The organism is Streptomyces sp. NPDC014991 (genome assembly GCF_043080665.1).
Taxonomy (GTDB): domain Bacteria; phylum Actinomycetota; class Actinomycetes; order Streptomycetales; family Streptomycetaceae; genus Streptomyces.
In genome coordinates this window covers 85428-104290 of record NZ_JBIBVY010000024.1, presented here as the reverse complement: position 1 = coordinate 104290, position 18863 = coordinate 85428, and the positions used below count along the sequence as shown (strand labels likewise).

At 66.8% G+C, this 18863-nt stretch carries 17 protein-coding genes and 4 pseudogenes; 9 read left to right on the top strand and 12 right to left on the bottom strand.

Annotated features, from left to right (window positions below; all coding sequences use genetic code 11):
• The first annotated feature begins 200 nt into the window (after positions 1-200).
• Positions 201-713, top strand: coding sequence for a hypothetical protein (locus tag ACF1BE_RS29820; protein WP_392202103.1), 513 nt, complete (start codon positions 201-203; stop codon positions 711-713).
• A gap of 16 nt (positions 714-729) precedes the next feature.
• Here the strand turns inward: ACF1BE_RS29820 and ACF1BE_RS29815 are convergent.
• Positions 730-1586 (bottom strand): annotated as a pseudogene (locus tag ACF1BE_RS29815) (IS5 family transposase).
• Between the two features lie 927 nt (positions 1587-2513).
• On the opposite strand from ACF1BE_RS29815, the gene ACF1BE_RS29810 reads away from it, so the two are divergent.
• Complete coding sequence (locus ACF1BE_RS29810) at positions 2514-3170, top strand: hypothetical protein (RefSeq protein ID WP_392202102.1); 657 nt, start codon at positions 2514-2516, stop codon at positions 3168-3170.
• Between the two features lie 197 nt (positions 3171-3367).
• Here the strand turns inward: ACF1BE_RS29810 and ACF1BE_RS29805 are convergent.
• From ACF1BE_RS29805 to ACF1BE_RS29780, 6 genes and pseudogenes are all read right to left on the bottom strand, one after another.
• Positions 3368-3872, bottom strand: a pseudogene (locus tag ACF1BE_RS29805) (transposase); the annotation flags it as partial.
• A 231-nt stretch (positions 3873-4103) separates the two neighbouring features.
• Positions 4104-5276: a ParB/RepB/Spo0J family partition protein gene (locus tag ACF1BE_RS29800; RefSeq protein ID WP_392202101.1), complete on the bottom strand. Its 1173-nt coding sequence runs from the start codon at positions 5274-5276 to the stop codon at positions 4104-4106.
• Positions 5273-6538 (bottom strand): ParA family protein, encoded by a 1266-nt coding sequence (locus tag ACF1BE_RS29795; RefSeq protein ID WP_392202100.1) that lies wholly within the window; start codon positions 6536-6538, stop codon positions 5273-5275. The genes ACF1BE_RS29800 and ACF1BE_RS29795 overlap by 4 nt, the downstream gene beginning before the upstream one ends.
• Positions 6539-7536: 998 nt before the next feature.
• Positions 7537-8351: pseudogene (locus ACF1BE_RS29790) on the bottom strand (transposase).
• A 184-nt stretch (positions 8352-8535) separates the two neighbouring features.
• Positions 8536-8907: a VOC family protein gene (locus ACF1BE_RS29785; protein ID WP_392202099.1), complete on the bottom strand. Its 372-nt coding sequence runs from the start codon at positions 8905-8907 to the stop codon at positions 8536-8538.
• A 217-nt stretch (positions 8908-9124) separates the two neighbouring features.
• Positions 9125-9633, bottom strand: a pseudogene (locus ACF1BE_RS29780) (IS5 family transposase); the annotation flags it as partial.
• Positions 9634-9753: 120 nt separating this feature from the next.
• Between ACF1BE_RS29780 and ACF1BE_RS29775 the strand changes: the two are divergent.
• On the top strand, positions 9754-9954 hold the full coding sequence (locus ACF1BE_RS29775; RefSeq protein ID WP_392202107.1) for a hypothetical protein: 201 nt from the start codon (positions 9754-9756) through the stop codon (positions 9952-9954).
• 476 nt (positions 9955-10430) lie between these two features.
• Here ACF1BE_RS29775 and ACF1BE_RS29770 read toward each other — a convergent pair whose 3' ends face one another.
• Positions 10431-11009, bottom strand: coding sequence for a hypothetical protein (locus ACF1BE_RS29770; RefSeq protein WP_392202098.1), 579 nt, complete (start codon positions 11007-11009; stop codon positions 10431-10433).
• A 393-nt stretch (positions 11010-11402) separates the two neighbouring features.
• Here ACF1BE_RS29770 and ACF1BE_RS29765 point away from each other — a divergent pair, with 393 nt between their 5' ends.
• Positions 11403-11552 carry a hypothetical protein gene (locus tag ACF1BE_RS29765; protein ID WP_392202097.1) on the top strand — a complete coding sequence of 50 codons (150 nt, stop codon included), beginning with the start codon at positions 11403-11405 and terminating at the stop codon, positions 11550-11552.
• A 45-nt stretch (positions 11553-11597) separates the two neighbouring features.
• Here ACF1BE_RS29765 and ACF1BE_RS29760 read toward each other — a convergent pair whose 3' ends face one another.
• Positions 11598-11885 carry a hypothetical protein gene (locus tag ACF1BE_RS29760; protein WP_392202096.1) on the bottom strand — a complete coding sequence of 96 codons (288 nt, stop codon included), beginning with the start codon at positions 11883-11885 and terminating at the stop codon, positions 11598-11600.
• A gap of 10 nt (positions 11886-11895) precedes the next feature.
• Between ACF1BE_RS29760 and ACF1BE_RS29755 the strand changes: the two genes are divergently transcribed.
• The 4 genes from ACF1BE_RS29755 (at position 11896) to ACF1BE_RS29740 (ending at position 13944) form a co-directional block, all read left to right on the top strand.
• Positions 11896-12171 (top strand): hypothetical protein, encoded by a 276-nt coding sequence (locus ACF1BE_RS29755; RefSeq protein ID WP_392202095.1) that lies wholly within the window; start codon positions 11896-11898, stop codon positions 12169-12171.
• Positions 12172-12290: 119 nt separating this feature from the next.
• Positions 12291-12827: a hypothetical protein gene (locus ACF1BE_RS29750; RefSeq protein WP_392202094.1), complete on the top strand. Its 537-nt coding sequence runs from the start codon at positions 12291-12293 to the stop codon at positions 12825-12827.
• A 368-nt stretch (positions 12828-13195) separates the two neighbouring features.
• A complete protein-coding gene (locus ACF1BE_RS29745; RefSeq protein ID WP_392202093.1) occupies positions 13196-13423 on the top strand; it encodes a hypothetical protein in 228 nt (75 codons plus the stop codon).
• Between the two features lie 365 nt (positions 13424-13788).
• Positions 13789-13944, top strand: coding sequence for a DUF4158 domain-containing protein (locus ACF1BE_RS29740; protein WP_392202092.1), 156 nt, complete (start codon positions 13789-13791; stop codon positions 13942-13944).
• A 649-nt stretch (positions 13945-14593) separates the two neighbouring features.
• Here the strand turns inward: ACF1BE_RS29740 and ACF1BE_RS29735 are convergent.
• The 3 genes from ACF1BE_RS29735 to ACF1BE_RS29725 all read right to left on the bottom strand — a co-directional run bounded on the left by ACF1BE_RS29735 (position 14594) and on the right by ACF1BE_RS29725 (position 17692).
• Positions 14594-14905: a replication initiation protein, RepL2 gene (locus ACF1BE_RS29735; protein WP_392202091.1), complete on the bottom strand. Its 312-nt coding sequence runs from the start codon at positions 14903-14905 to the stop codon at positions 14594-14596.
• Positions 14902-15354: a MarR family transcriptional regulator gene (locus ACF1BE_RS29730; protein ID WP_392202090.1), complete on the bottom strand. Its 453-nt coding sequence runs from the start codon at positions 15352-15354 to the stop codon at positions 14902-14904. Before ACF1BE_RS29730 ends, ACF1BE_RS29735 begins: the two co-directional genes overlap by 4 nt.
• Positions 15355-16474: 1120 nt before the next feature.
• On the bottom strand, positions 16475-17692 hold the full coding sequence (locus ACF1BE_RS29725; protein ID WP_392202089.1) for an MFS transporter: 1218 nt from the start codon (positions 17690-17692) through the stop codon (positions 16475-16477).
• 283 nt (positions 17693-17975) lie between these two features.
• Between ACF1BE_RS29725 and ACF1BE_RS29720 the strand changes: the two genes are divergently transcribed.
• A complete protein-coding gene (locus ACF1BE_RS29720; RefSeq protein ID WP_392202088.1) occupies positions 17976-18824 on the top strand; it encodes a DUF5937 family protein in 849 nt (282 codons plus the stop codon).
• The last annotated feature ends 39 nt before the right edge of the window (positions 18825-18863 follow it).

Genomic DNA, 18863 nt, shown 5'->3' with positions numbered 1-18863 from the left:
CCCACATGCACAACCTCGCCCTCGCCGCATGACCCGACAAGCCCAGCCTCTCGCTTCCGGCTGCTTGATCACGGCCTTGTGCAACACCCTTTAGGGTCCGTCTTCAAAGTGGATACCGGGTAGCACACACCGCCACCCCCATCCCTGCCGCGAACGGCTAGACGGAGCCGCGTCAGTGCGGATGGCGATAGGGTCCGGGCATGTCAGACGCGATAGCGACCGCGATTACTGCGGCGGCGGGCCTCGGTGGAGCGCTTCTCGGCTCGGTACTCCCGCAACGCTTCAACGCCCGCGAACGCGCCGCCGAGGGCGAAGTCGCCAACCGGAGAAGGTCCTTCGAGGAGCGGCGAGAGGCATACACGGCCATGAACCGTGCCTCCGAGCAATTCCACACCCTCCTCAAGGACGCCCTGCACCGCATCCGCGACGGCGTCTATGCCGAGGAGGACCGTACCCGTCTTGAGGATTCTCGCAGGGAGTACCGCGACAGCTACGCGGCAGCCCAAATGATCGTCCCCTTGCGGATCATGGAGGCCTCGCGAGAACTCAACAAGGTGCTCGCTGGGGTCGACGCGGCGGCCAAGCGCATTGACCGCGGGCTCGCGCGTGACGGCGAGACTGCAGAGCACCTACTCGTCGAGGTAAAGCAGGCGGAGCCCCGCCTGGTAGCGATGCGGACACTGATGAGGGAAGACCTGGGGATCCGGGACTAGAGATCGTGTTCAAGGTTCAGATCCAGAGCAGGATTGAGGCGATGGTGACGGCGGTCTGGAAGGACTCGCGGGTCTTGTCGTAGCGGGTGGCCAGGCCGCGCCATTGCTTGAGGCGGTTGAAGCAGCGTTCGACAACGTTGCGGAGACGGTAGACGGTCCTATCGAAGCCGGGCGGACGGCCGCCGGTCGATCCACGTCGTCGGCGGCCGGCGGCTTGGTCCTTGCGTTCGGGGATCGTGTGGCGGATGCCGCGCCTGCGCAGGTAGGTACGGATCTTGCGAGAGCTGTACCCCTTGTCGGCGATCACGTGGTCCGGTGTGGTGCGGGGACGGCCGGGACCGGTGCGAGGGACGTGGATCGCGGTCATGACCTGCTCGAACCGAGTGCAGTCGTTGGTGTTACTGCCCGTGAGAACGAATCCGAGTGGGCGGCCGCGTCCGTCGCAGGCGAGGTTGATCTTGGTGCTCAGTCACCACGGGATTGGCCGAGGGCGTGATCATCCGCTTCGTCTCGATCACCAGCCCCTTTTTGCCGCCCGCGGCGTGTTGGTGGGCCCGCACGATCGTGGAGTCGACCGACACCAGCCAGTCGATGTCGCTGGCCGCGTCCTTCTCCGCCTGGATCGCCCGCAGCATGCGACCGAACGTCCCGTCCAGGGCCCACCTGCGGAAGCGCGTGTACAGCGTCTGCCACGAGCCGTAGCGCTCCGGCACGTCCCGCCAGGCCGACCCGGTCCGCAGCTTCCACACGATCCCGTTCAACACCACCCGGTCATCCATCCGGGGCCGCCCAAAACCGGCAGGGCGGGAGGAGCCGGGACAGCACCTCCCACTCCGCATCCGAAAGCTCATGCCGACGCACCACACGCGACATGATCTCTCATCAGATGATCCACTTTTGAAGACGGACCCTATGGGTCGTGTGGTCCGAGGCGGTCACGCCTGGGCTTCCCGGCGCTCCCGCCACACGCGCATAAACAACGCTGCGGTTCACCACACCTCGCCCATGTGCGTGCCGCCGGCCTCGGCGCCCTGGCGGACCTCGGTTTCCGCGGCCTATAGATAACGACGTACTCACCCCCGTGGTCGTCACCGGCCTCACAGCTACCCGCGTCCCACAAGCTCACGCCCGGCCAGAAAGCCGCCAAATGGGTCCGCGTCACCGGACGCGCACCGGTCGAACACGGCGTCGCCCACCTCAAGAACTGGCGGACCCTCGCCGAACTCCACACCGACCCCGCCCGCGCCACCCACCTCCTGCGCGCCCTGCTCGCTCTGACGAACATGAACCTGGAGGTCAACCGCTGAGCTTCGACCCCGTCTGCGTCGTGCGGCGCGGACGGAGGTGCGAACCGAGGTGCGAACGGCGTCAACCCGATTGACGATCTGTCGGGCCCGTGTCCGCCTCGCCGGTAGCACACCGCTCCTGATCACGCGGAAGGGGAGAGTTGTTCGCGCTCCCATGTTGGTGTGTGGCTGACCCAGCATGACGACAGTCGGCATGGGCTCATCGCCTTCATTGGCTGCCCTCACCGTTGCCACGCTAGCCGAGTCACGTCAAATGTTGACCGGAAGCACTTGGTAGGCGCTGCGGCCCAACGGGACCCACAGTGGCAGGCAGTAATCGCAGCCCGGCCGCCAGTAGACGACCGGCCGGCCGTCAACCGTGTTTCGGCGTTCTGCCTGCAACGCACCGATCGCGACGGCCGAAGAGTTCAAGCGGTTCAAGCGGTTCAACCAAAGGATCATTGCACCGCTCTAACCAGCTGGACAGTCACGGCATCGAGAGGGGAGACGGGGCATGCACGCACCCGTACAAACACGGCCGCTCAGGCCCAGTTTCGCGGCAGCTTTGCTCTGCCTGGTCACCGTGTCCTGCGGCAGCGGCGGCAGCACCACGCCGAAATCGCCTGCGTCCCGTACCACCGCCGAACGTGGCTACGAAGCGGCGTACGACGCCGGATGGCGTGAAGGCAAACAGCTCTTCAATGATGGTGGAAAGGGCGCCGCGATCCGCGAGGTGGTGTGGGGAGGGTGCGTCCGCCGGTCACTCAAGGCTGAGCCGCAGGACGTCGTGGAGAGGGACCGCGGGGCTTGGGTGTTGGGCTGCAAGCAGGCCGTGGGACGGAAAGCGGATCGACATCCGCCGACCGGACGGGTGACACGCCGCGAACCGGATCCGGACCTTCTGGCCCGGTTCCGCTCCTGGGCCGCTGCGCACGGAACGAAGCAGCCCGCGTGGCATGCCAGTCAGGTGGTCCTCGTCCACCTCGGGCAACAGGATTACGACGTCGAAGTCGCCACCAACTGCTCCGGTACGAGCGCGAAAGCCGAAGTGAAGGAGTTGGCCGACACGTTCGTGACCTGGTGGGACGGCGACGATGGCGACAACGCCAGAGCGTGGAACCTCATCGTGTCCGCCCGGGACGGCGAGCACCTGATCACCCGTAGCCTCTGACAGCGAAGACGATCCGGTCAGCTTCGTCTCGGCAGCCGCTGGCGTCGTAGATCCGCTTGAGTTGCTGTCGAAGTACGAGGAGTAGGACGTGTCGTCCGCGTGTCCGCCAATTCGCCAGCCGTCGGTGTCCCCGATGACTGGTATGAAGGGGTCACCGGAGGTGCCTGGGACGTAACCGTCTCAGTCGATCTGTGGGAGGTCGTGCTCTTCGGGCCACGCCAGGAGATGGTGGCTTCGCGCGTGAGACGGCGGGCCATGAGGTCGGTCCCCATCAGGTGAATCATGGCTTCGGAGCGGGCGGGCAGGACCTCGTAGTCGCGGGCCAGGCGGCGGCTGAGCATGAGCCATCCCTGGGCCCGCTCGGCTGCCCACCGTTTCGAAATCGGGGTGAAGCCCCTGGTCCCGAGGTTGCGGGCGGTAATCTCCAGGTCGATGCCGAGGGGGCAGCATGTTCGGCAAAGTGCTTGCGGTACCCCGCGTCGCCCCAGACCTGGCGGATGCCGGGGTGGTCGCAGCGACCTGCTCGAGCAGCTGGGTGCCGGCCACGGAGTCCTAGACACTGGCCGCGGTGGCCAGCATCGTGAGCAGGAGGCCGGTCGGTCACGATGCTCCGCTTTCGGCCGGTGATCCTTTGCGCGTCGATCACGCAGGCCGACGGGCTCGCGGATTCCGGCCCTCCTTCGGCCGCACCACCCGGCGCACGCAGGCGGACGGGGCAGTCTCACTCCCAGGTGTTCAACGCAGCGGCAGCACCACGCACGCGAGCCCCCCACCGATCCGTTCGGTAGGGGGCTCGGGCGACCCAGTCAGCTTGCGTTGCACTGCCAGCGCTGGTTGTGCCCGTGTGGAGGGCTGCTATGGGTGTCGTCCCGGGCTGTTCCGGACGTAGGTATCTCACGCTGCGCCGTGTTCACGAGTTCACGAGGCATGAGATCAACCGACCCGTTCGGCCTGGCCGTTCCTGTGCTTGATGAGCAGGTTTAGCATCTTGTCGAACTCCTCTGGCGCCATTTTGTGGATGAGGAAGTACGCCGCGTCCGCGCCGTTGTCGTAAGGGAACTTCTTCGGCTGCCGGCCCCCTGCACCAGCCGTCACATCGGGGGCTGTGGCCTGGAAGGGAACAGTTGGCGGGTCCTGCCCTGCTTCGTTGGCAGACGCCTCGTCTCTTAGGGTCGGTGATGTAGGACCCGGAGGTGCCTCGGCGGGGGCTAGTTCCTCCGGTGCTGAGGAAGGCTTCACAGCCCGCTTGCTGCTGTCAGAGGCGTCCTCGTCGTGCGTACTGCTGTGGGGGACGGTGGTGATTACGTCGTAATCACCACCGCGATTGTTCTCTGTGCTGCCTGGGTGTCTATCGGCAGTCTGCTGGTGCTGGACCTTGGCTGTGCGGGTCTTCTCTTCCTCCCGTCGGGTCCGTTCCGCCTTCAACTCCTCCAAGGCTGCCGCCTGCTGGTCGGCCGGCTTATTGCCGACGGCGCGCAGTAGGTCGATGGGCTCTTCGCCGATGCGGGCCTGCAGTTCGGGAGTCAGATTGAGCAGGGCGAGGCGTTGAGACACCCAGCCCTGTGAGCGGTGGAGGCGCTTGGCCAGGGCTCGCTGACTTCCGTGAATGGCCAGCAGCCGTTGCAGAGCGCGGGCTTCGTCGATCTCGTCGAGGTTTTGCCGGTGGATGTTGGCGACGAGGGCGGACTCGAGGAGTTCCTCGGAGGTGGCTCCCATGTCGTCGCTGACCATCACCTTGAGAGTGGCAAGTCCTGCTTCGCGAGCGGCGGCGAGGCGACTGCTGCCGTCGACCACGACGTAGGTCGTGTCCGGCTCAAGGGCGGATTCCTGGCCCGGGTTGGCTTTCACGTAGGCGTCACGGTTCATGACTGTGATCGCCTGCTTCTGTCCATGGGTCTTCAGGCTGCCGGCAAGGTCGGTCAGGTCTCCAAGAGTCGAGCGTGGGTTGTCGGGGTTGGGGCTGATGCGGTGGACGGGAAGTTCCGTGGGGACTGCAATGCCTTCGGTGGGGACCCCGGTGGCAGCGGCCACGGCCTGGCGGCGTGCGCTGACCGGGCGCACTCCCCCGCCGAAACGACCGCTGCCCAGTTGGTCAGCCTTGCTCACAAGACCTCCCTGGCCAGAGCCCGCATGCCGACGGCCTGCTGCGATTTTGGCGCGTAGGACAGCAGGGGCTTCTTGACTCGGACGGCTTCCTTCTGTTCCTTGAGGTCGCCAATGAGGCCGACGACCCGTGGATCCTTTATGTCGACCCACCCCTGCAGCGACGAGGTGGCGATGTAGCCGCGGCGGGAGTCGTAGAGGTTGACGACGATGCCGAGGTAGTCGATGTCGATTTGGAGATCGCCGCGAAGGTCGTCGACCTGGGTGGTGAGTAGCTCGTAGGCGTCTGCGGAGCTGTCCTCGGCCTGGACGACGATCAGGGCGCCGGACTGGCCAGGCTTCTCACCATCACGGCGCCGGCCGTAGTAGGCGGCGGCGTCCATGCTCAGGCCCAGGCTGGGTGGGCAGTCGACGATGATTACGTCGTAATCGGTTTCCAGGGGAGCGAGAGCGCGCTCGAGAGCGGCTTCTCGGGCGCGTACTGCGGACAGACGTACGTCGAGCAGGAAGGCGTCATTGCAAGCGGGCAGGAGATGGAGCCGGCCACCGAAATTGTCGTCGTCAATGGAGACGATGAGGTCGCGGAGGTCGCCCTTGGCGTCCCCCGCCATGTGGTTGGTGAGGCTGTCACCGCTCATGGGGAGCGGCGTGGCTCCCAGCTGGTTGGTGAGGTGGCACTGTGGATCGAAGTCGACGAGCAGCACCTTCAGGCCCGGGCCGGGAAGGCTTTCGATGTCGAGCGGGTCGTCTGCCGCCGGTGCTTCACCCGAGTGCGCTTGACTCTCCCTCAAGGCTTTGGTGAGTGCCTTTGCCACACGTACAGGGTGCAGGGCGTCGGAGTCCTCAGCCAGGGCCTCCCCGAGTCCTGCAGTGATCGCCGTCTTGCCAACACCGCCTTTCTGGTTGCAGACGACGATGCGCCGGGTGATCTCCGGCCGTTCGACTTCCGGGGCGGGGTTGGCGTCAAGCCACAGCTGGACGGACTGGGCAAGTCCTTGAATCAGTGAGACCCGTCGGTCGGTTGTGATCTGCCGGAACTCCTCCCACTGCCCGGAAGGCAGGAAGGTGGAGAAGGAGTCGGCGCCGGCGGTGTCGATGGTTGCGACGGCGGAGGCCAGGCCGCACCAGTCCCTGATGCCTTGTTCGACTGCGGCCTGGATCTCAACGCCGTGCTGGGCGGCTCTGACCTTGAGGCTTTGCCGGAGCCAGCCCGGCAGTTTGGAGACGACCTTTTCTCGGTCGCTGGAGGAGGCGGGTGAACTCATGATGACACCATACTAACGTTCATGATCATTCGCTGCATTGACACGTTAGTTTGCACGACTTGTTGTTGCGTCAGCTCTGATGATGGGCGATTACGCCGTAATCACCGACCACTGACTCCCCCGTGCCCACAGCCACTCAAGTAGTTTCCACGTATGAGGCATAAGAGGCCAGAATAGAAAATTTCGGGCATTGGTGGCACGCGGACCAGGCGGCACCTCGGCTACCCGCCCCCTCCTCGCTGCGCGAATGATTACGTCGTAATCACCACTCGTCGCCTTGCGGGCCACCGCGCAGACCGCATCGACCCGCCGGTACCCCTGTTCTGGAGCGAACCGAGCTGACACAGGCAGAGTCCACAACCGCACTTCGGCCAACAGTCGACGGTTGAATCGGGCGGGGTATCGCAACACGACCTCAGCTTGTTCTGCAACCTGCCAGCCGTTGTAGGGCGAAGAGGGTCTTCTCCCGGCAGGCGGTTTGCCCACGTCATAGCGGGGTGCCTGGTGTCTGTTCGGGGTGCCGGGTGGTCGTCCGGGTCCGGGCCGGTGGGGTTTCCGTGCTCTGGCGGGGCAGGGCAGGTGCTGACGGAGGTTCCCAAACGTCAGCTGGACCCGGGCGGGTGTGAGCCGGTGCGGTGCCGCCGGCCTCTCCCAGGGGTGCCGCAGGTCGCGGGTGAGCGGGCGGGCGAGCCGGAGCTGGGTATAGGCGGCGATGATCAGCCACGTCCACCGGTCCGCTGCCTCCGACTCCCGAAGGTTGGGGCGGGTCCAGCCGAGGGTCTGCTTGAACAGGCGGAACGTGTGCTCCAGGTCGAACCTGCGCAGGACCGCCTGCCAGGCCCGGTCGACGTCCGCACCGTCGACGCCGTTCTTGGAGGACCACAAGCACACGGCAGGGGCCGCCCGGTCCTTCGACAGGTGCTCGACTTTCAGCCGGATCAACGTGCTCTGATGTATCGGGAGTCCGCCCTCGTGTTCCAGCCAGGCGGCCCGGTGGGTCAACCGCGGATGTACCCGGTCCCATGCCTGTGTGACGGCCTTGCCGTAGTTCGCCGTGGCCGTGCGGGTGGTGACGGAGGGCTCGAGCCAGGTCTCGGGCTTGGCCAAGTGGAGTTCCGGCCCGTGCTTCGGCGGCCGACCCCCTTCGGGGAGTGAGCCCGTGGCAGTTTCGCCAGCCGCGTCACGCGGTCACCGCGGACGCGCCCTACCAGCTCGACGGGCACGTCCCGCAGAATTCCCGCCAGGCGGGTGACGTCATAGCCAGCGTCGGTCACGATGACGATGTCGGGCTCGCCCGGCGTCCCCTGGCCTGCCGCGACCAATCGTTCGACGTCCCGCCGGAGTTGGGTTGCAGTCACCGCAGTGGCGTCGTCGGCCGGACCGAGTCGGACCGTGCCCAGGACCTACGTCCAGGACGTGACGCCCATCTCCAGCACGGCGACGAACGAGTACGGCCAGCCTGGGAGAACTGCGAGGCCGTCTTCGCCCGCCCGTAGACGTGGCAAAACAGCCGGTCCGGCGAGCACGGAGCGTCCAACCGCAACCACGGTGATACGTCGACGGCCAGGACCAGGCGCCGGTCGGGGAACCCGGGGCGGCGGCAGGCCGGCAAGCCGTGACCGCAGTCGACGCCCTGATGCGTTCCTGGTTCAGGCCGGCGTATATCGCTCCGTGCCCACGTCGATGCTCTGGCAGGAGCGTGACCTCGACTGCCGAGTGCACCGCACCCGGCGTACACAGCACCGCGTCCGCCAGCTCGAACAGCTCGTCGCCCGGAACGGTCAGACACGCGTACAACTCGTCCCGGAAGCATGACGCTTTCGCGAACGCTTCCCCAGGAACGGCTTCAGGCAGGAGACTTATCCTCACGGCCTTCGTTCTGATCGGTGCACCTTGGTCGGAGCACATGATCAGACGAAGGCCGCCTCAGCGCCGGAGAATGCCCAGGCCAGCGACCCAGGTCGAGTCATTTTCGATGCCGGACCCTAACGGCAGGGTCAGGCTCCCTCGGGAGTGATCAAGCAGAAGGGATGGCCGACGGGATCCTCGTAGACGCGGTAGCCGATTGGCTTGTCCGAACCATCCAGAAGCGTCGCACCGAGGGCGAGCACCTGGGCCTCAGCCGTATCGAGGTCCGTGACCATTACGTCGATGTGCATTTGCTGAGGACGCGCGGAATCTGTCCACCGCGGCGCGCGAAAACCCTCCACCCGCTGGAAGGCGACCACCGGGGCGCCCGCCGCGCTCTGGAGCACGACGAAGTCGTCGGTGTCCGCCTGCCGGGAGAGCGACAGCAGCTTCTCGTAGAAACCGGCGAGTTCATCCGGGTCGGGACAGTCTATGACAACGGTGTACAGGCGTCCGATCATCCGGCTTACTCTGCCACTGGCCCTTGAGCGGGCCAAGCGGCAGGGGCCCAGCCCAAGGTTAAAGAACTGCTCTGTCCACTGTGAGCAATGGCGGCCGGAACGGCGGGTGCCGCTGGCGGTGTGATGGGGAAGGCACCAGGTTCAGTGGCCGGCGCTGGCATTGTGCGCTGGCTCACGGGATGAAACAACGGGAGAAAACGACCTCTAACTGATCGTTTCAGAATGAGGTGCGGAGTCGTCTCAAGCAGATGATGTTGCAGGCGAGTTGGAGCAGTGCGAGGTGGAGATCGGCTCGTATCTCGTAGCGGTTCCGAAGCTGCTTGAACGGGTGCAGCCATGCGAAGGTGCGCTCGACGACCCAGCGGGTCTTGCCCAGGCCGGAGCCGTGGGATGTGCCTTTGCGGGCGATCTTTGGTGTGATGCCGCGGGTCCGGAGAAATGCGGCGGTACTTGTCGTAGTCGCAGCCGCGGTCGGCGAACAGCCGGCCCGGCCGGTGACGCGGCCGCCCGCGGACCCCACGTATGCGGGGTATCGCGTCCAGCAGGGGCATGAGCTGGGTGACGTCATGACGGTTTCCGCTGGTCAAAGAGACAGTGAGGGGGGTTCCGTGCCGGTCGACGATCAGGTGGTGCTTGCTGCTGGGACGGGCCCGGTCGACCGGCGAAGGTCCGGTGTGAGCCACCTTTGAGGGCTCTGACATGCGAGCCGTCGATCACGGCCCGCGATGAGGGCGGGTCACCAGTGGTGTCGGCCAGCGACAGCCCGCGGTCGGCGGCAATGCGAGCGAGGGTCGGCTCTCCCACGCGACGAAGCCAGATTTGATGGAGCCCGTACAGGCTGACTAGGTGGCGCAGCGCCATCCGTTCGTCAGGGCCGGACGCATCGCGCAGGGCCGCATGACCCTGCCGAAGGAGCAAGGGGAGGAGGGCGCCCACGTCCTGATATCGGCCCTTCGGCTGGGTTTCGTACACCTTCCACGCGTCGGCGACGTCCTCCTCGAAGTCCTCGACGGACACCGAGCCGACTGCGGTAGCGAGCAGGGATGAGGGCAGAGACAACGCGCTGCGGATCTCGGGAACGTGCTCGTGCTCTGTGTCCAAGCCCGCGCCGACGCCGGACAGGAACCCGCCCGTGATGTCTTCAAGGGAGCAGCGCAGGACTCTTGCCAAATCGAAGAGCAGCGAGAGCTTGTCGATCGGGATCTGCTCGTCCTCTGCCTTGTAGACCCAGTTTTCCGTGCGGCCGATCAGCTCGCCCCAGGAAGGGTCTCTCTGACCTGCGCGTTTATGGTTCGTCTAGTGTGGTCTGGTTCTCGAACCTGCCTCAGACGGCACAGCGTCCAGCGGGTCGTCCGGTGGCGATGGTGCCGTCGGGCCGGTTGTAGACGTCGTCGGCGAGGGTGAAGTCTGGCGTTCGGTCGAGAACGTCGCATCCTGGGAGGAGGGTGTTGACTGCGCAGGACTGGTGGGTGTGTGTGGGTTGCGGTGCGGTTTCCTCGTCGGACGGCATCCGGAGGGCACCGCTACTCCCCCAGCCGGTTGTCGGCGGCCGGGTGTGAACCGCCGTCCAGGTCAATGCGGTTGACGCCTGGGGCGGTAACGATGCTCCCGGCGCCTGCCGCCTTCTCCGGGCCCGTGGAGGTGAGCCCCAGGGACTGGGCGGCGCCTTTGGTGATAGCCATGCGAGCGATGGCGGCCCGGAAGACGGGCACGTTCTCCTTGGCCATCTGGTAGGCGATGTTCTTATGCCAACTCGGGTTGTCCGGGTCCCACACCGGGCTGATGGGGGCGCTGGTGCTCTCCGGCCACCAGCCCTCGCGTACGCCGCGAGGCATCGCGCGGGACAGCGCGACGGTCGGCCCGTTGAGCTTGCCTAGCACCTGGCGCAACTGGTCGGCGTCGATGTAGCCGTCGCCGTCGACCACGACCATCTCGGCGAACCGGCGGGCGCCGGTGGGGAGAGAACGGAGGTAGCGTTCGGCGCGTTCGACGGTCCAGCCGACGTCGACGGTGGCGACGGTCAGTTCCGCGCCCTCCTGCGCGGCGAGGAGGAGCACCTTCTCGGCGAACTCCTCGCTCGCCCCCTCAATGGTGATTTTCACTGGAGCCTTCCGTCAGATTCTTACCCGATTCTCCGGGTTCTCCACGGCGAGTGTGCCCGCCGGACACCGCTCCGTCTAGACTCCGGCGCATCCGGCCAGAATTGTGCACATAATCGGGTGAATCGATGGAACGACGCATCTTGCCTCGGACATCGGACGAGGTTGGTCGAACCACTCGACATGTCGAATCGCTCGTCACTAGCGTTAGGGGACAATCGGTCGACGCTCCTGGGAGGAAGAGACGAGGAGTGCCCGAGTATGAGGGAGCGCCCCCCGTGACCCGGCCGAGGCGATGACCGTCGGCGTATCTGCGGAGTTGGCCGCCCTGCTTCGCGGCTGGGCGGAACGGCGCGACCGGCTGCCCGCCCGCGCCGACCTGATGGCCGCCGCCTGGTGGTCCGGGCACCGCAACGTCGCCGCGCTCGCCCGGGCGGCCGAGGCACCCGCGACACCGCCTACACCGACCTGCGCGCCCGCGGCATCGAGCCCACCGACAAGGACGTCCCGGACTCGCACACCCCGCAGTACTGGCCACTGACCTGACCGCCGAGGGGATGGACGAGCTCACCGCGCTCAGCAAGAGCGTCATCACCCCGGCGTGCTCGGCCCGGAGCCCGACCCGCTCGCCGAGACGGCGTGGGCTGTGTCGGCCGCGCTGGAACGGATGGCCGACCTGCTCGCCCTCGACGCCGGCGCGGACCGGGCCGCCCGCCCGCCCTCGACTGGGGACGCACCGAACTGGCCTGCGACCTCGCCGCCCGGCTGCGCACCGCCCTGTGCCATGCGGAGGCCGTCGCCGCCGGTGTCGGCCGCGCCGAGCTCGCCGCGCGCAGCATCGACCGCCTCGTGGACCAGCTTGGCCGACGGGTAGGCCATGATGGAGACCGTGACCGTCAACCTGTTTTGGCCCAACGACGGCCGCCCCACGGCCCGGATTGGGACCGCCGGATTCCACCACGAGATCCCCTCCGGCTGGACCGTGGTGCATTCAGCCCGGCCGAGCCCGGAGCTGACCGGCGCCCAGCGCCCGGCCGTCGAGGACGCGTTCGCAACGCGGGCCGAAATCCTCGGCCCGCACCCGGGCGCCGACATCTTCGACTCCGGCGAGACGCGCGAGGACACCAACCGCACCTCCCGCCCAGTCCCCGGGGAGCCCCGATGACGGACACGTCCCCACGGCGCCGGACAGGAAGCCGAACGCTGCCGATCAGCGAACTGCGCAGAAGGCACGGGCCGCTCCTGAATCTGCTGAAGCGCGCACTCCGGGCTCGGTGGTGGGTCATGGCGGGGGTGTTCGCGCTGTGCGTCGGCATCTCGGTGGCCTTCGCCGTGGGCGACGACGACCAGCTGCGCATGTCGGACGACTTCGCGGCCATGACCTCGGCCGCCCTTGCCCTGCTGCTCACCCTCGGGTTCCTCGAGATGGAGCGCTCCGTGAAGCAGGCCCAGAGCATGGCCGATGCCCAGCTCGCCGCCGCCCGGTCCGGCATCCCGCTGCCCCAGACCGACGAGGTCCTGGCGCCTGAGACCAGGAACGGCGTCACGCTGGGGGTGACTATTCTCCTCATCTGGCTGGCGGCGGCCGTGCTGATGGGCTCCGCCCTGGTCCTGATCTTCCTGTGGGCGGCCATCGACGGGCACGGCCCCGCCCGATGGCTCGCCTGGTATGTCCTGGTCAGCATCTGCCTGGGACTGGGCGGACTGCTGGCGGCGACGGTCGCGAAGGTGATGCACGACCTCGGGACCCTGAAGGACACCTATCTGAGCAGCTTGGGCGCGCATGCCATCCGTAGCACCCGTCCGGGCAGCGGCGAATGACGTCCGTTCGGCCCGACGCCCTGCGACAGCACCATGGCCGGATGCTGTCTGCCGCAGCCGGGCGACATCCGGCGTCCCCTTCCGCCGAGAGGACGTAAGTGAGTACCGACCTGGGACCCGCTCAGACGGTCGGCCGTGAGGTGGCCGATGCCGCACAGACCGCCCGGAGCCCGGCGGCGGCGTATGACCCGGCGACAGCCGCTGTTCTCGGCTGGTGGGCTCGCATGTTGAGGTGACGCGTATTCCAGCTCGGGTCGCCGCGATTGATCACGTTGGGGGATGAGGGCGATGTCCAGGGTCTGGCTTGGAGTAGGTATGTTCGTCCGGTGGCGCGACCGAAAGCGCTTCGGGGAGGGGGCAGACTGCCGGTGGACGTCATCGCGATCATGGAAGCGCTGGCTGAACAGGGCGTGACGGTGCTGTTCAAGGCCGACGCCGAGCGGATGGCAGAGAGGCGCAAGCCTTGGACCTTGGTCGCCAATGGGGCCCCGTTGCGTGAGGACGTCCTTGTGCGAAGCGATGCTGCGTCGGTGGAGCAATGCCTCGCAGTGTGCTTGCCCCGCCTGCGGGAGCTGGGCTTTTCGCTCCCTGAGTGAGAGCGTCGTCGTGGTTCACCGTGTGTGGTCGCCGGGCGGGTATCGGCTCCGGGTTCCGCCGGCTTCGGTGGCGAGGCGGCGGGTGGTGGTTTTGTCGTGGTAGCCGAGTCCTTCGCGATGACGGTCGCCGGGGCTTGGAGGACGAGTTGTCGGATTGCGGAGGTCCTGCCGCGCGAAGGGACTCGGATCTCCCGTAGGTGAACTGGAAGGCTGACTGGGTTCATCGGTTGTCCGGGCTGGCGGCCGGGGAAGAGCCACTGTGAGCTCCTGCTGCTGGCGTAGGGCAGTTGCTGGCGGGACTGGAGTAGGCCCGCATCAGGTCGGTGAGAGGCTCGGGCAGCGGAAATGCTGGGTCTCCCAGACGGGTGGAGGCCCGGTTCCCGGAGGACGCCGCAGAGATCCCGACGTTGGCGGTGTCGTACGTCGCCCAGCAAGTGAAGGTGGCCGCGGAGGAGTGGGCCGTGTACGACTGGTCGCGACGGGCGATCAAGCGGCACCGCATGGAGATCCGGCTTCCGTGAGTGCACCGCGGACGACCAGGCCCAGCTCGCCGAGTGGCTGGCGGTTGAGCCCTGCGGGGTGGAGCTGAACCGGGACCGCTCGCGGAGGCGGTGGTGACCCGCTGCCGCAAGGGGACTTCCCGCACATCGGTCGGAAGTACATCAAAGCCGCGCCGAACCAGGAGGTGATCGCGGACCAGGTCGCCAACGCCACGCGGCGGTCCGCGCGGGCGTGCAGGGCGCGGTCGACGAGTGCGAGGCTGGCCAGACGCAGGGAGGCGGTCGTCGCCCGTGAGGCCGACAAGCTGGAGTGCCTGGTGCAGGCCGGCGAGTACCGGGAGCGGGGCTCCAGCCCTACCCAGGACTGGTTCGACACCAGCCTCGCGGCGCTGAAGACGCTTTCGGTGAAGGCACTCGCCGAGAGCGTCTTGCTGCCGATGCCGTCACTGGAGTGGCAGAACAACTTCCTGCTCTCCTGCCGCCGCGCAGACGAAAGCCCCCGGCGGCTGCTCGTACGACGAGCGCCGCCGGGGGCCTTCTGCATACCTGCTCGCGCCCTGTTGTGTCCGGCGTCCAGTATCTCGGGACTCATGTACGTGAGGTCGATGAGTACCGATCCCCGGATCGGTACTCATCGACCTCACGTACATGAGCTGTTCCATAAGCAGTCTCAGGTGGCGCGGCGCAGCGGGACGACGACCTCTTCGCCAGTGCACTTCGGGCTGAGCCGGTAGTAGCTGATATGCGCGAGCCGCTCGGTTTCCTCCAGCCACCCCGCCTCTACGACTTGGCGCCGGGTGCGGGAGAAGACCGTCGGGGACATGCCGACGAGCTTAGCGAGGTTGGCGCCGGTCTCGATGACGGCACCGCCGCGGTGGGTGGGGTGCATCGCGTAAAGCATGACGACCAGGCGCTGGTTGGCGGTCATGCCGGCGCTTCGCTGGAGAATGTCCAGGAGCTTACGCTTGTCGTCATTGTTCACTGGGCCTCCCACCGCGAAGGGATCGTGTTGTCGAAGCCGGGGATGTCCGGCGGGTTGCACGTTTTGATCGCTTCCCGTTGTTCGATGCCGGTCCCGTGGAATGCGATGTAGGGGCTGATCCGGTAGAGCCTGTAGTTGCCGATACGTCCGCGCTCGATCAGGATGCGTCGTTTGAGCAGTTTCCTGTTGATCTTGCCAACGGCATCGGCAGTCATTCCGACCTTCTTGGCGATGTCCGCACCGGTCGCCCTCAGGGGCTCCATACCCGCGGGTGAGACCCCGATCCACCAGAGCACCATGAACTTCTGGCTCGGGGTGAAGTCCCTGCTCTCAGAGATTGCTGCGACTCTGGCTTTGTCGACCTGGATGTGTTCGCCCGAGAAGGCATAGGGCGCGTAGGGGATGGCCTCGCCCGTGTCGGCATCGACCAGTTTGCGTACTGCTCCCAATCGGGCCCTCCGTGGCTGGGCATGTCCTCAACGTCAATGAGCAGCGACCCTCAGGGCCGACCAGATCAACTTAGCGTACATGAGCACAGAGTTCATGAAGTGCGCCTGCGGGGCGTGTTGCTCGACCCGGCGTCGATGCTGTTCCGCAACTGCTCCGCTCCAAGGCAGCGCCTGCTGATGTACTTGACGTCAATCTGATCAGATCCTGCAGGCGTGCTTACGGTCCTCACAGCAGGAGCATCACAGTTCTGGAAGCTTGCTGCCCCGATCCTGAGCACTGCGTGGGTGATGCTCAGAGCTGGGTGCCAGATCGTCAGATCCGCATGCAGCGGACATCCTTGCAGCTCACAAGGCATCTGAGGCCGGCGCCCTCTCTTACTAAAGGACACGCCGTCACCTGTGCCGCTTACCCCACGCACCATGCCCGGGGGCAACCGGTCGCGCCCTGTCTCGCTTAGTACGCGCTCCTGGGCGCGCACGCTCCCGCAGTTGCTCCGAGCAGTCGACGAGAAGAACCTCCCCGACCCATCCCGTCATCAGCCGACGAAAGCACGCCACAACATGCCTGCAGCCGACGCATCACCCGTCACGTGTGCCTCGCTCAGCCCCTTCCGGCCCCAGCCACGCTGCTCTGGACACCCCAAGCCGCGGTCGCCTCATCACCGGTCAGCCCCGTCGGGCACCGTAGGCCCCCCAGGGGCCGAGGATGCACCGACCCGTAGGCGCCAAGAGCCGCAGCTTGGCCGCGCTACGGTCGACTCCACCCTCACTCGCTATACCAGCATCGGGATACGCCTCGCTGTCATGCTCGCTGACGGTGGTGAGGAGGACGACGTCCAGGCTGAGGAAGACGCCCGTTTTCGTCGATGTCGATCACCGTGCCATGCTCCGGCCCCGCCGGAGGCCGAGCTGAGAAAAGGGGGCGCGACTCGAGGTAGTAGCGCTAGGCAAGTCCCTGCTGGCCTGCGGCGTAGCTTTTCCAGCTCAGCAGGTGGACGTCGCGGTTGGCGGCGGAAGACATCTGCCGGGTCGACTTCATCGGTGCGGGAGCGGGCACGGCACAAGGCGCTGAGGTACCTGGGCGACCGGGAGGAACTGGATAGCCCGGATCCCCTTGTTGTCAAGACCTCGATCTGAGCACTCGGCCCAGCAGCGCCGTGCAGAGCAGGGAGGCCACCGCCGCCATGGCGACACCCACCGACGGCTGCACCGTCTCGGCGACCACCCCGGTCAGGCCGGCGGCGATTCCCTGGCAGGACATCAGGCCGGAGGTTGCCAGCCCGAAGGCCTGGCCACGTGACTCGACGGGGACCGCGCTCATGAACGGACCTTGAAGGCAGAGGCTGTAGCCGAATCCGACACTGGCCAGCGCCGCCAGTCCAGTGGCCACGGCGATACCCGGCTGCGCGGCGAAGAATAGGTACGGGGCTCCCAGCAGCACGGACAGCGGTAGCGCCCAGCGGTTGCGCTGGCGTTGGGTGGCGAAACGGCCGACCAGGATGTCACCGATCAGCATGCCGACCGCAGCGGCGGCGAGTAGCGCGCTGACGGCCCGAGGGCTGCCGATCTCGTCCGCATACGAGATCATGAGTGCCTCCGCGCCGACGATCCAGCATGCGGGCAGGCACAGCGCCAGCAGCAGGCGGCGCACCCGGAGGTCCGCCCACAGCATCCGGTTGACCGACCATGTCGTGGCAAGGGCTCGTGCTGGGGTGATTGCAGCACTGTCCGTCCCCCGCGGCGGACGGATCCGCAGACCAAGACGGAGTAACACGGCGGACAGCAGGGCTCCGCCACAGACCACCCAGAGCGTGCCGACTGGACCGAACAGCGCGAGCAGACTGCCGCCGACGGCGAAGCCAGTGATCTGTGCGGCGCCGACCGTGATGTTCATCAGGGACTGTGCCGGCACGAACCCACGGTCGCCCGTGAGTTCCGGGAGCAGGGCCGTCTTCATGGCTGCGGGTACAGGGTCGAACAGGCCGTACAACATGCTCAGAGCCAGCACCCCAGGCACCGGCAGCACGTCGAGAGCCAGCACCAACGCTCCGACTGCCCGGGCCACGTCCCATCCGGCCATCGTCAGCCGGGGCGAGAGCCGGTCTGCCAAAGAGAGCAGGGCGGCGCTGCCCAACACCTGTGGCAGCAACCCCGCCACGTAGGCGATGCCGGACAGCAGTGGGGAGCCGCTGCGACTGTAGACGAGCGCGGACAAGGCGAGGGCCTTCATGACCTCGCCCAGATTGAGCAGCGCGTGCGCCGCCCACAGTGCCCGGAAGTCCCGCTCCCGGAACACCTCCCGGTATCCCGGGGGCTTGGTGTCGTCCCTGACGAGCATGGTGCTTCTCCTAGGACAGGGGGACGGCACGGTGGCGGTTCCCTCATGGCTGGGAGATAGCACCTTGGCTACGCAGGGGTGGCGACCACTAGCGTTTCGCTCACCAACGAAAGGTCGCGATGTGACACTGCGTATCGAGGTGGGGGCTGGTGACCTCGGGGCCAGTCGTTTCGCGATATCCCCGATCACTCAGGTCGTGGCGGCTCTGCTGGTCCTGTCCGGTCGCATTTCCTCGTGGACTGCGCGCCCATGGGTGGACCGCAATCGGGGGCGTCTGCACGCGATGTGTGAAGCCGAGCCCGACCTGGAGACTCTGATATCCGTCCTCCGTGCTCGCGGCTACAACCCGGACTTCATCGCCCCGCCTCCTCAGGGCAGCACGTCGACGTTCCCGCAGGACCTGGCTGCGGTGCGGGAGACACCAGTGGCGCAAGCCCGTCAGGAAGTGGAGCGGGTCCTCGAAGGACGCGAGCTGCCCGACGAGGTGGCCCGCATCTTCGACTCGCCCGACCCCATGGCCCGCTTCACACACGCCCTCAGCCTGGCCTGGGAGGAGTTCGTGGCCCCGGACTGGGACCGGATGCGCACCATCTTGCAGCGCGACCTCGCCCACCGCGCCGACAAGCTGATCACCGAGGGCTGGGACGGAGTGCTCAGCGAGCTGGCACCCACGGTCCGATGGCGCACCCAGGTCTCCGGTGCCGTCATCGAGGTCTCCGGCATGCCGTACGAGAGACGGGCCCTCCGGAGGGGCGGCATCCTGTACCTGCCCAACGTGTTCGACGCCCTCTGGGTTTGCCTGGACGAACCCTGGCGTAACGCCGTGGTCTACCCGGCCGATGGTGCTGCCGCCCTGTGGCCGGCGGCTGCCTCATACCATCCGGCCGCCACTCACCTGATCCCGCTGATCGGCCGGTCCAGGGCTCTGATCCTCACCACCATGGACGGACCGATTACCACCACGCAGCTCACCCGCGCCCTGCGCATGAGCCTTGGCACAGTCGGCGACCATCTGTCCGTGCTCCGGAAGTCCGGTCTGGTCGAGGGCACCCGGACGGGCCGCGCCGTCGTCTACCGGCGTACCAGACTGGGCGACGCCTTGCTCGCGGGGCCCGCCGCTGACGTGAGATAGCCGAGGAATCGGCCGCCGATGACGAAGTCGACGTTCTCA